Consider the following 12,277-nt stretch of genomic DNA (forward strand, 5'->3'; position numbering starts at 1 on the left):
GCTCAGCCGGCGCGCGCCGTGTCCGGCACCTTCACCTTGAACCACGCCGCGTAGAGCGCAGGCAGGAACAGCAGCGTGAGCGCGGTGGCCACGGTGAGGCCGCCCATGATCGCGACCGCCATCGGCCCGAAGAACGCACTGCGCGAAAGCGGAATCATCGCCAGGATCGCCGCGAGCGCGGTCAGCACGATCGGCCGGAAGCGTCGCACCGTGGCCTCGACGATCGCCTGCCAGGCCTCCAGGCCATCGTGGCGGTCCTGCTCGATCTGGTCCACCAGGATCACCGAGTTGCGCATGATCATGCCGGCCAGCGCGATCGTGCCGAGCATCGCGACGAAGCCGAACGGCACGCGGAAGATCAGCAGGAACAGCGTCACGCCGATCAGGCCCAGGGGCGCGGTCAGGAACACCATCAGCGAGCGCGAGAAGCTGCGCAGCTGCAGCATCAGCAGCGTGAACACCGCGAAGACGAACAGCGGCATGCCGGCCTTGATCGAGTTCTGCCCGCGCGCGGAGTCCTCCACGGTGCCGCCCACGTTGATCGAGTAACCGACGGGCAGCTTCGCGCGCAGGGCCTCGACGTCCGGCATGAGCTGCTGCACGACGCTCGGCGGTGTCGTCTTGTCGCGGATGTCCGCGCGCACGATCATCGTCGGCAGGCGGTCGCGGTGCCAGACGATGCCGTCCTCGAAGCCGTACTCGAGCGCGGCGACCTGCGTGATCGGCACGCTGCGGCCGCTCGACGTCGGCACCATCAGCGAACGCAGTGACTCGAGCTCGAGCCGCTCGCGCGTGGCGCCGCGCACCTGGATCTCGACGAGCTCGTTTCCTTCGCGGTAGGTCCCCACCGGCGCGCCCGACAGCGCACCGGACAACGCCTGCGCGAGCTGCGACGACGACACCCCGAGCGCGCGGGCGCGCTCCTGGTCCACCTTCAGGCGCACCACCTTGCTCGGCTCGTCCCAGTCGAGGTTGACATTGGTGACATGCGGATTGGCCAGCACCTTCTCGCGCACGCGCAGCGCGATCGCACGCACCTCCTCGATGTGCTCGCCCGACACGCGCAGCTGGATCGGATAGCCGACCGGCGGCCCGTTCTCCAGCCGCGTCACGCGCAGCTGCAGGTCGGGGAACTGCGGGAAGACCTCGGCGATCAGCCAGGCACGCACGGCCTCGCGCGCCTCGACGTCGCGCGGCATCAGCACGAACTGCGCGAAGTTCGGCGCGGGTAGCTGCTGGTCGAGTGGCAGGTAGAAGCGCGGCGAGCCGGTGCCGACGTACGCGACGTAGTTCTCGAGGTCCTCGCGCTTGGCGAGGACCTTCTCCAGCTTCTCCGCCTGCGCGGCGGTGAGGCGCAGCGAGCTGCCTTCGGCGAGTTCCATGTCGACCATCAGCTCCGGGCGGACCGAGTCCGGGAAGAACTGCTGCGGCACGAAGCGGAACAGCAGGATCGCGGCGACGAACGCACCGGCGGTGAGGGCGAGCACCGTCTTGCGCCGACGCACGCACCACAGCACCCAGCCGCGGAAGCGCCGATAGAACCCGGTGTCGTACGGATCGTGGACATGCCCCTCGGCGTGCGCCGGCGGCGGCGCGATCAGGTCGCGCAGCATCGGGCGCCGCTCGGCCTGGCGGGCGCGCCAGGCATACCAGCGTGCGCGAAGCGAGCCCGGCTTCGGCGGCGGTGCGTGGCCGCCATCCGGCAGCAGGCGGTCGCCCAGGTACGGAATGAAGACGACCGCGGCGATCCACGAGACCAGCAGCGCGATGGTCACCACCTGGAACAGCGAGCGCGTGTATTCGCCGGTGCTCGATTGCGCCGTCGCGATCGGCAGGAAACCCGCCGCGGTGATCAGCGTGCCGGTGAGCATCGGGAAAGCGGTGGAATCCCAGGCGAAGGCCGCGGCCTTCAGGCGGGAATAACCTTGTTCCATTTTGATCGCCATCATCTCGACGGCGATGATCGCGTCGTCGACCAGCAGCCCGAGCGCGAGCACGAGGGCGCCGAGCGAGATCTTGTGCAGGCCGACGCCGAAGTAGTGCATCGCGGCGAACGTCATCGCCAGCACGAGCGGGATCGACAGCGCGACCACGAGCCCGGTGCGCCAGCCGAGCGAGAAGAAGCTCACCAGAAGCACGATCGCGACCGCCTCGGCGAGCACGCGCACGAACTCGCCGACCGACTCCTCCACCGCGGCCGGCTGGTCGGACACCTTGCGCAGCTCCATGCCGGCCGGAAGCGTGGCCTGCAGGCGCGCGAACTCGGCCTCGAGCGTCTTGCCGAGCTTGAGGATGTCGCCGCCTTCCTTCATCGAGACGCCGATACCGATCGCGTCCTCGCCCATGAAGCGCATGCGCGGCGCGGGCGGATCGGCGAAGCCGCGCTTGACGGCGGCGAGGTCGCCGAGCCGGAACGTGCGGTCGCCGGCGCGCACCGGGAAGGCGCGGATCTCGTCGACGGAGCCGAAGCGGCCTTCCACGCGCAGCGCGACGCGGCTGGACGGCGTCTCGAAGAAGCCGGCCGGCGCGATCGCGTTCTGCTGGTTGAGCGCGTCGAAGACGGCGGCCACCGGCACGCCGAGCGTGGCCAGCCGCGTGTTGTCGATCTCCACCCAGATGCGCTCGTCCTGCACGCCGAACAGCTCAATCTTGCCGACGTCCGGCTGGCGCTGCAGGTCGAGCTGCACGCGCTCGGCATAGTCCTTCAGCACCGCATAGTCGAAGCCCTTGCCGGTGAGCGCGTAGATGTTGCCGAAGGTGTCGCCGAACTCGTCGTTGAAGAACGGGCCGACGATGTCGCGCGGCAGCGTCGGCCGCACGTCGCCCACCTTCTTGCGCACCTGGTACCACAGCGGCGCGATGTCGACCGAGCGCATCGAATCCTTGGCGACGAAGATCACCTGCGACTCGCCGGGCCGCGAGTACGAGCGGATGAACTCGTACTGGCCGGTCTCCATGAGCTTCTTCTCGATCCGCTCGGTCACCTGCGAGGCAACCTCGTCGGCGGTGGCGCCGGGCCACAGCGTGCGCACCACCATCACCTTGAAGGTGAATTTCGGGTCCTCGCTGCGACCCAGCCGCAGGTAGGCGAGCGTGCCGGCGATCGCCAGCACGACCATCGCGTAGACGACGAGGCTGCGATGGCGCAGCGCCCATTCGGAGAGGTTGAAACGCATTCGGGAGGCTCGCGGAATCGGGCCGGCGGTGCCGGCGGCAGGAGCGGAGGCGGGTCAGCGCACCGGGCGGTTGTCGCGGTCGACGGGGCGCACCTTCTGGCCCGGGCGCAGCAGGTGGGCGCCGGCGGCCACCACCCACTCGTTCGCCGCGACGCCGCGCAGCACCGGCACGTGCTCGCTGCCGTAGGCACCGACCTGCACGGGGCGAAGGCGCAGCGTGGCCGTTGCGGGGTCGACGACGAAGACCGCGGCATCACCCTTGGCGCTGCGCTGGATCGCCGCGAGCGGCACGGTGAGCCCCGCGCCGGTACCGCGGTCGAGGTGCACACGCGCGCTCTGGCCGAGGTCGACACCGTCGGCGCCGGCATCGAACGTCGCACGCGCCGCATAGGTGCGGGTCACGGGGTCGGCCGCGGGCGCGATCTCGCGCACCCGGCCCGGCAGCCGCCGGCCGGGCTGCGACCAGAGCTCGATCTGCACCGCATGGCCGGGCCGGACCGAGCGCACGGCGCCCTCCGGCACGGCGAAGGCGACCTCGCGGCTGCCGTCCGCGGCGAGCGCGAACACCGCCTGCCCGGCGGCGACCACCTGCCCCGCCTCGGCCTGGCGCGCGGCGATCACGCCGTCGCGCGGTGCGCGCAGCTGGGTGTAGGCGGCCTGGTTGCTCGCGACCGCAAGGCTTTCGCGGGCCGCGGCCACCTGCCCCTGCGCGGCGGCCGTGGCGGCGTTCTGCGCGTCGACCGTCGAGCGGCTCACGAGCTGCTCGCGCCCGAGCGCGGCGAAGCGCGCCTGGTCGGCACGGGCACGCTGCAGCTGGGCCTGGGCCGCTGCGAGCTGCGCGCGGGCGGCGCGCGCCTGCGCCTGCAGGTCGCCCGGGTCGAGCGTGGCGAGCAGGTCGCCGCGGCGGACGTGGTCGCCGACGTCGACATGGCGCTCCACGAGGTTGCCGCCGACGCGGAAGGCGAGCGGGCTCTCCTCGCGCGCCCGCACTTCACCGGCGTAGGCGAGCGCCCCGCCCGACTCGCCCGCGGTGGGGTGCACGACGAACACCGTGCGGGCCGCCTCGACCGGTGCGGAATCGGCGGAGCAGGCGGCCAGCACGACCGGCAGCAGGCCGGCCAGGGCGAGGGAAAGAGGACGCGCGCGCATCGGAGCCTCAGGGGCAATTAATGAACCGAGCGGTACTGTAAAATTATCGAACCCGCCGGTCCAGTATTTCCGCTAGACTCCCGACCAATGGCGAAATCCCCGTCCCGCACTGCGTCCACGGCCCCGGCCCCCAAGGCGGCGGGGCCCGGCCGTCCGAAGGATCTCGCCAAGCGCGAGGCGATCCTCGAGGCGTCCAAGCGCCTGTTCGTGCAGATGGGCTTCGACGCGGTGAGCATGGATCAGATCGCCGCCGAGGCCGGCGTCTCCAAGCTCACGGTCTACAGCCACTTCGGCGACAAGGAGGCGCTGTTCGCCGCAGCAGTGAAGTCGCATTGCGAGCAGGGCATGCCGATGTCGCTGTTCGAGGATCGCCCGTCCGTGCCGATGCGCGAGTGCCTCACCGAGATCGCCACGCACTTCTACGCGATGATCAGTTCGCCCGAGGCGATCGCCGGGCATCGCATCCTGTGCTCGCCGCAGCTCACCGGCACGCCGCTGCCGCAGATGTTCTGGGACGCGGGCCCGCGCCGCGTGCAGGAAGGCTTCGCCGCGCTGCTCGATGCGCGCGTCAAGGCGGGGCAGCTCGAGATCGACGACACCGCGCTCGCCGCCTCGCAGTTCTTCACCCTGCTCAAGGGCGAGCCGCATGCGCGCCTCGTCATGGGCTGCGGCTGCGCCGGCGCGCCGCACCTCACGCCCGAGGCGCACGTGCAGGCCTGCGTCGACCTGTTCCTGCGCGCCTATGCAGCGCGCTGACGCAGGCATGACGAGCGTCCCGGTGACTTCCGGCACTCGGTCCCTACGGCCCCGCACGCGATCCTGCGGCCGCCGGGACTGCGCGGCCGTGCCCAGTAGAATTGCCGCCCTTCCCTCCTCCGACCCATGACGATGACGCCCGACTACGCCCTCGCCCGCGAACTGATGGTGGAACAGCAGGTCCGCCCCTGGGACGTGCTCGACCCGCGCGTGCTCGACGTGCTTGCCGCGATGCCGCGCGAGCAGTTCGTGCCGCAGGAGTACCTCGGCGTCGCGTACGCGGATGTCTCGCTCCCGCTGGGCCACGGCGAGCTCATGCTCAAGCCGGTGCTGCAGGGCCGCGCGCTGCAGGCGCTGCTGCCGACGGATGCCGACGAAGTGCTGGAGATCGGCACGGGCAGCGGCTACGTCACGGCCTGCCTCGCCCGGCTCGCGCGCGAGGTGGTGAGCATCGATCGCCATGCCGACTTCATCGAGGCCGCGCGTGCGCGCCTCGCCGCGCAGGGCATCGCGAACGTGCGCTTCGACGTCGCGGATGCGCTCGCGCTGCGCAGCGATCGCCGCTTCGACGCGATCTGCGTCAACGGCGCGGTCAACGAGATCCCCGCCTCGTTCGTTGAGATGCTCAAGCCCGGCGGCCGCATGTTCATCGTGCGCGGGCGCTCGCCGGCAATGGAGGCCGTGCTGGTGCGTGTCGATGGCGCCTCGCCGCGCATCGAATCGCTGTTCGAGACCGATATTCCCTACCTCGCCGGTGCCGCGCCGGTGCCGACGTTTCATCTCTGAGGCCGCCCCGCCCGGACGCCCCGATCGCGATGCGACTGCATCGCCGGGGGGGCGCCGACCGAGGCACCCGGAGCCGCAGTCCCCACGTGACGGGCCGCCACCGCGGCCTTCCGACCCCAGGCTTCAAGGACCGTTTCCGATGATCCGCCGCCCGCTCGTACTCGCCCTCGCCCTCGCCCTGCTCCCCGCCGCCGCCTCGGCCGCCGACCTGATGGACGTCTACCAGGCCGCGCGCGAGGGGGATCCGCAGCTGTCCGCAGCCGAGGGCGGCGCCCGTGCCACGCGCGAAGGCGCGGTGCAGGCCCGCGCGGCGATGCTGCCGCAGATCACCGGCGATGCGTCGGTGCGCCATTCGCGCAGCGAAGGACCGTCGCAGACGCAGGTCCCGGTGACCGATCCGGCGACCGGCCTTCCGACCGGCGCATTCGCCACGCTGTCGGGCGACACCGAGACGGTACAGACCTCGGGCGCCCTCGGCGTGGGGGCGCAGCAGATGATCTTCGACCGCGCGCGCTTCACCACGCTGCGCAGCCAGCGCGCCCTTGCCCGCGCCGCCGACTTCCAGGTCGAGGCCGCCGGTGACAACCTGATCACGCGCACGTCCGCCGCCTACTTCAACGTGCTGGTCGCGCTCGAGACGCTCGAAGCCGCCAAGGCCGCCGAAGAAGCGCTCCGCAAGCAGTTCGACTTCGCGTCCAAGCGCCTTGAGGTCGGCCTCGCGCCGATCACGGACGTGCACGAGGCGCGCGCGCAGTACGACAACGCGCGCGCCAATACGATCGTCGCGCGCAATGCCGTGGAGGATGCCTACCAGGCGCTCGCCGAGATCACCGGCACGCCGGTGACCAACCTCAAGGCGCTGCCCGACAGCTTCCAGCCCGCCCTCCCGGACAATCGCGCGGCCGAGAGCTGGGTCGCGACAGCGATCGACAACAACCCGGCGTTGCGCGCCCAGCAGGAACGCGTGCAGTCGGCCGAGGCCAACGTCGAGACCGCGCGCTCGGGCTACTTCCCCACGCTCTACGCGAGCGGCGGTTACGACTTCAACAAGACCACCGGCGAGCGCACCTCGTCGTTCCCCGGCCGCAGTCCGTCCGTCAATGACATCGATGGTGAGAACCGCGGCCCGACGATCGGGATCCAGCTCTCCGTGCCGATCTTCAACGGCGGCGCGACCGCCTCGCGTGTGCGTCAGGCGATCGCCCAGCGCGACGTGTCCGCCGACGAGCTCGAGCAGCAGCGCCGCGCGCTCGTGCGCAACACGCGCAATGCCTACCAGACGCTCGTCGCGGGCATCAGCGAAGTCGAGGCGCGTCGCCTCGCGCTCGTCTCGGCGCGCAGCGCATACGAGGCGTCGCAGGTGGGCCTGGAGGTCGGCACGCGCACGGTGCTGGATGTGCTCAACAACCAGCAGAACCTGTTCAATGCGCAGCGTGCCTATGCGCTTGCGCGCTACAACTTCCTGCAGAACCGCCTCGTGCTCGAGCAAGCCGCCGGCACGCTCGACGTCGAGGACGTGCAGGACGTCAACCGCCTGCTCACGGCGACCGCGCCGACGCCGTAAGCGGCCCGTTCGGGCAGCCAGCGAGAGGCCCGTCCGGAGCACCGGGCGGGCCTTCCTGCTTCAAGGGCGTCGATTCGACCGGCAGCATTTCGCGACGACACTGCCCGGGGCGCTGCGCGACGCAACGTCGCCGACGAACGCCCCATATTTACCTCGACAACGTCACTCTCGCCTGGGCGGAAGCGACGGCGCGACGAGTTCGAGCATGCGTGCCAGGGCGCCTCGTCCGGATTCGACGAGCGCGCGCCCGGCATCGGCCATGCCAGCGCGCGCGTCGGCATCGGCCAGCAGCGACTCGAGCGCGTCGCCGACCCCGTCCACATCCGCGGCAATGCGGATCGCACCCGCCTCGCGCAGGCGCTGCGAGATTTCGACGAAGTTGTGCAGGTGCGGGCCGGTCACGATCGGCGTGCCGGTCGCGGCCGGCTCGAGCAGGTTGTGGCCGCCGACGTCCTGCAGGCTGCCACCGACGAAGGCGATGTCGGCGCAGGCATAGAAGGCGGTGAGCTCGCCCAGCGTGTCGACGACGAAGACGTCGGTCTGCGTGCCCGGCCAGACGGCCTCGGAGCGGCGCTCGGTGCGCAGGCCTGCGGCCTCGACCTGCTCGGCGACAGCGCGGAAACGCTCCGGATGCCGGGGTGCCCAGAGCAACAGCAGGTCCGGCCAGCGGGCACGCAGGCGTCGATGCAGCGCGAGCACGGGCGCTTCTTCCTCGACATGCGTGCTCGCGGCGATCCAGACCGGACGCGCGCCGGCGCGTGCGCGGCACTCCCGCGCAATCTCGGCCGCGCTCGCCGGCAGCACGAGGTCGTACTTGATGTTGCCGCTTTCGACGACGCGCTCGGGCCACGCGCCGAGCGCGACGAAGCGCCGTGCATCGGCATGCGACTGCGCCGCGACGCCTTGCACCGTCGCGACGGCGCGACGCACCAGCGGCGCGAGCACCTGGTAGCCGCGCAGCGAACGCGCGGACAGGCGCGCATTGAGCACGTAGAGCGGGATCCCGCGATCGCGGCAGCCGAACAGCAGGTTCGGCCACAGCTCCGTCTCCATGATGAGCGCCGCGTACGGCCGGAAATGCGCGAGGAAGCGGCCGACCGCGCCGGGCAGGTCGTACGGCAGGTAGACGTGCTCGACGCGCTCGCCCCAGATCGCCGCAACGCGCGCGGAACCGGTTGGTGTGATCGTCGTGACAAGCAGGCGCAGGTCCGGGCGGTCACGCAGCAGCGCGTCGATAAGTGGCACAGCGGCATTGACCTCGCCGACCGACACCGCGTGGATCCACAGCACGCGGCGCGCGCGCGGCGGCCCGTAGCTCGCATAGCGCTCGTTCCAGCGCTCGAAGTAGGCCGCCTGCCGGAACCCGCGCCAGATCAGGTGGTAGACCGTGATCGGCGTGAGCAGGTAGAGCGCGGCGGAGTACAGGGTGCGCAGCAGGCGCTCGACGGCATCTGCGCGTGGGGGCGTGGCGGCCATCAGTACGGCGGCGCCTCGCCGTCGGGGCGCCGCTTGAAGCGCCGGTGGATCCACAGGTACTGCGTCGGCGCCTCGCGCACCATCGCCTCGATCGCGGCGTTGACGCGCGCGCTGTCGTGCGCGGCGTCCTTCGACGGGAAATCCTCGAGCGGCGCCGCGATGCGCAGCACGTAGCGTCCGCCGTCGCGTCGATGGAAGAACGGCACCACCGCACAGCCGCTGAGCCGTGCGAACTGGTGCGTCGCGGTGATCGTGGCGGCCGGCACGCCGAAGAACGGCGCGAAGACAGTGTCCTTCCCGCGCATGTCCTGGTCCGGCGCGTACCAGAGGAAGCCGCCCTGCTTCAGGTGCCGCATCGCGGGGCGGATGTCCTCGTTCGTGTACATCGCCGCGGCATAGCGCAGGCGACCGCGCTTGACCGCCCACTCCATCACCGGGTCACGGTAGCGGCGATACATGCCGGCGAGCGGCACGTGGTCGCACAGCAGGCGACCGCACATCTCGAGCGTCATGAAGTGGCCCGAGACCATCAGCACGCCACGGCCCTGCGCCTGCAGCGTCTTCAGGTGCTCGAGGCCTTCGATGACGACGTCGCGGCGCACCGGCGTGGCATCGCCCCACCAGGCGCGCGCGAATTCGAACAGGCCGATGCCGAAGTCGCGGAAACTGTCGCGCAGGAGGCGCTCGCGTGCGCCCTCGTCGAGCTCGGGAAAGCACAGGCGCAGGTTCACGCGCGCGGCATGGCGACGGCTTCCGGCCAGCGCGAAGGCGAGCGCGCCGAGGATGCGGCCGAGGGCGCGTTGCACCGGCCATGGGAGCCGTCCCGCCGCCGCCAGCAGCCCGACGCCGAGCCACGTGGACCCGTGCCGCGGCCCGCGCGGCGGCGGGCCGGGATCGGTCGGCGTGGGCGCGGGCGTCGTCATGCGGTCCGCTGTTCCGGTGGCGCGCGATCGGCGGCGCAGAGGCTGCCCGCATACAGCGCGCAGAGCATCAGCGTGAGCCCGCCCCAGAAGGTCGAATAGAAGGCCAGGTGCGTGTTGAGCGGGAATACGGTGACCGCGAGCGCGAGCATCGCCGGCCGCGCCTGCAGGCGGGCGCGCGTATCGGCGTAGCGCCATGCGCGCCATCCGAGCGCGGCGCCGGCGAGCCAGAGCAGCAGGCCGATGCCGCCGGTCTCGCTCGCGACTTCCAGCACCAGCTGGTGCGCATGCAGCGCAGGACCGATCCCCCACTCCGCGCGTGTGCCGGCCTCGGGATCGCATGCGGGAAACGCTTCGCGGAAGCCGCGTGCGCCGACGCCGTTGACCGGATGCTCGCGCGCCATGCACGCCGCCGCGCCCCAGATGCGGCTGCGGCCCGAGAGCGCCGAGTCGACGTCGCTGCCGTCGCCGGTGATCGCGAGCGCGGTGCGCTCGACGCGCTCGCGCACCGGCGCGACCGTCGCCGCGAGCACGGCCACGGCGATCGCACCGAAGGCGAACACGCCGAGCAGGCGCCTCCAGCCGAGCAGGCGCCAGCCGGAGAACAGCAGCACGAGGCCGTAGGTGATCCACGACGCGCGCGAGCCCGAGAGCACGATCACCAGACCGATGCCCGCCGCGGCGAGCAGCCAGCCGATGCTGCGGAAGCGCTTCGCCGCGGCATGCAGCACGAACGGCGACAGGCTCGCGATCACCTGCCCGAGCTTCGGATTGCAGTCGCTGAAGATGCCGGTGAGCCGGCCCATCGCATGCGCCTCGTCCGGCGCACACACGGGTTTGCCCGTGAGCGATTGCTTGATCGTCTCGAGGGCCGCGTACAGCGGGCTGCCGCCGCTCGCGGCCTGCAGCAGCGCATCGCCGCACCAGATCGCGGCGATCACCGCGAGCCCGCCGAACGTGGTCGCCCGTGCCTGCGCGGTGGCGGCGGAGGCGGCGACGAGCCACAGGAACGGCAGGTAACGCAGGTCCGCGGCGGCTTCGCGCAGCGCGCGCGGCGCATCGACCGCGTCGACCGCCGAGATCAGTTCGGGCACCCAGTAGGCCGCGAACAGCACGCTGGTGAGCGCCCAGGCTTCGCGGCTGAGCAGGCGGGTGCCGCGCGAGAACCGCGAGCGCAGCAGCAGCGCGATCGCGACGAGCGCGCCCAGCGTCATCACGCCCTCGGCGACGCCCTTGGTCGGCCACAGCGCCACGTAGGCGAGCACCCACGCGGGCGCCCAGCGCCAGCCGGGCGCGGCGTCAGCGGACGAGTTCGGCATAGACGTCAAGCGTGGCCTCCTGCATCGCCTGCAGAGTCAGCGGGATCGTAGCGGGCGGCCGTGGCGGCCGGGCGAGGAGCGCGCCGGCCGTCGCATTCAGGGCGGGCATATCGAACGGCGCGACCGCGCCCCCGGGCTGGAACCGCGCGAGCAGCTCCCCCACGCCACCGTGCGCCCAGCCGAGCACGGGCCGGCCCACAGCGAGCGCCTCGAGGACCGTGCGGCCGAACGCCTCGGGTTTTCGCGAGAGCTGCAGGACGAGGCCGCTGGCCGCGTAGGCCCGCGCGATCGCGTCGGTCGGAGGCGTGAAGGCGATCGCGTCGGCGACGCCCGCCGCCTGCGCCTCGGCCTCCAGCTCGTGGATGTAGGCCTCGCGGCCGGGCTCGCGTGCGCCGGGCAGCCACAGGCGGGCATCGAGCCCGTCGGCGCGCAGCCGCGCGAGCAATGCGAGGCCGTCGGCGTGGCCCTTCAGCCGGGTGCCGCGTCCTGGAAGGAGCAGCAGCGGCCCGTCGCCCCCGAGTGCGGGATGCAGCGCGGCGGCCCATGCGCGTGCGCCTGGATCAAGCTGCGGCGCCCGGGGAAACATCGCCGGGTCGATGCCGCGCGGAATCACGCGCAGGCGTGCCGCATCGGTCGCGGGATAGTGGCGCAGCACGTAGTCGCGAACGGTTTCGGACACGCAGATCACGCGCTCGCCGCTCGCCATGACCGCGCTGTAGCGCGAGGGCGAATTGAGCCCGTGGACGGTGGTGACGAAGCGCGGCCGCGTGCCACCCTGCCCCCGCAACGCCAGCCGTGCGACCCACGCGGGCAGGCGCGAACGCGCGTGGACGATGTCGGCGCCTTCGCGCTCGAACAGGCGGCGCAGAGCGCGCGCGCGGAGTAGCACGGCAGGCGACTTGCGGCCGATGTCGAGCTCGATGTGCGTCGCGCCCAGCGCTTCCAGCGGCGGCACCAGCCGGCCGCCGCGCGACACCACGATCGCGCGATGCCCGGCATGGACGAGCGCCTCGGCGATCTCGAGCGTGGAGCGCTCCACGCCCCCGGACTCGAGCGCCGGGAGCAACTGGAGGATGGTCAGCGGGCGCATCGCGACGTCAAGCAGCTGAGGTCCGGCCGCGGCATGTGCCG

Annotated in this window: 9 protein-coding genes; 3 read left to right on the forward strand and 6 right to left on the reverse strand. The window is 71.8% G+C overall.

Translation table 11 applies throughout. The features are described from left to right. Window positions 1-2: 2 nt before the first annotated feature. Window positions 3-3,176: an efflux RND transporter permease subunit gene (locus ACYVJJ_RS03815; protein ID WP_460831245.1), complete on the reverse strand. Its 3,174-nt coding sequence runs from the start codon at window positions 3,174-3,176 to the stop codon at window positions 3-5. A gap of 54 nt (window positions 3,177-3,230) precedes the next feature. After that, entirely contained in the window at window positions 3,231-4,325 is a 1,095-nt protein-coding gene (locus ACYVJJ_RS03820; protein WP_460831247.1) for an efflux RND transporter periplasmic adaptor subunit, read from the reverse strand. 87 nt (window positions 4,326-4,412) lie between these two features. Between ACYVJJ_RS03820 and ACYVJJ_RS03825 the strand changes: the two genes are divergently transcribed. From ACYVJJ_RS03825 to ACYVJJ_RS03835, 3 genes are all read left to right on the forward strand, one after another. After that, window positions 4,413-5,081 (forward strand): TetR/AcrR family transcriptional regulator, encoded by a 669-nt coding sequence (locus tag ACYVJJ_RS03825; protein ID WP_460831248.1) that lies wholly within the window; start codon window positions 4,413-4,415, stop codon window positions 5,079-5,081. 132 nt (window positions 5,082-5,213) lie between these two features. Next, the gene (locus ACYVJJ_RS03830) at window positions 5,214-5,867 is read left to right on the forward strand and encodes a protein-L-isoaspartate O-methyltransferase family protein (RefSeq protein ID WP_460831250.1); all 654 of its coding nucleotides are present in this window, start codon (window positions 5,214-5,216) and stop codon (window positions 5,865-5,867) included. A gap of 139 nt (window positions 5,868-6,006) precedes the next feature. Then, window positions 6,007-7,431: a TolC family outer membrane protein gene (locus ACYVJJ_RS03835; RefSeq protein WP_460831252.1), complete on the forward strand. Its 1,425-nt coding sequence runs from the start codon at window positions 6,007-6,009 to the stop codon at window positions 7,429-7,431. 162 nt (window positions 7,432-7,593) lie between these two features. Here ACYVJJ_RS03835 and waaA read toward each other — a convergent pair whose 3' ends face one another. Genes waaA through ACYVJJ_RS03855 form a run of 4 tightly spaced genes read right to left on the reverse strand, consistent with a single transcriptional unit; the run spans window position 7,594 to window position 12,236 of the window. Further along, the gene (waaA, locus tag ACYVJJ_RS03840) at window positions 7,594-8,907 is read right to left on the reverse strand and encodes a lipid IV(A) 3-deoxy-D-manno-octulosonic acid transferase (RefSeq protein WP_460831253.1); all 1,314 of its coding nucleotides are present in this window, start codon (window positions 8,905-8,907) and stop codon (window positions 7,594-7,596) included. Beyond that, window positions 8,907-9,830, reverse strand: coding sequence for an LpxL/LpxP family Kdo(2)-lipid IV(A) lauroyl/palmitoleoyl acyltransferase (gene lpxL / locus ACYVJJ_RS03845; RefSeq protein WP_460831254.1), 924 nt, complete (start codon window positions 9,828-9,830; stop codon window positions 8,907-8,909). The genes waaA and lpxL overlap by 1 nt, the downstream gene beginning before the upstream one ends. Continuing rightward, window positions 9,827-11,146 (reverse strand): O-antigen ligase family protein, encoded by a 1,320-nt coding sequence (locus tag ACYVJJ_RS03850; RefSeq protein WP_460831772.1) that lies wholly within the window; start codon window positions 11,144-11,146, stop codon window positions 9,827-9,829. The genes lpxL and ACYVJJ_RS03850 overlap by 4 nt, the downstream gene beginning before the upstream one ends. Then, the gene (locus tag ACYVJJ_RS03855; protein ID WP_460831256.1) at window positions 11,127-12,236 is read right to left on the reverse strand and encodes a glycosyltransferase; all 1,110 of its coding nucleotides are present in this window, start codon (window positions 12,234-12,236) and stop codon (window positions 11,127-11,129) included. The genes ACYVJJ_RS03850 and ACYVJJ_RS03855 overlap by 20 nt, the downstream gene beginning before the upstream one ends. Between the last annotated feature and the right edge of the window lie 41 nt (window positions 12,237-12,277).

This window comes from Lysobacter humi (ex Lee et al. 2017) (assembly GCF_054781815.1).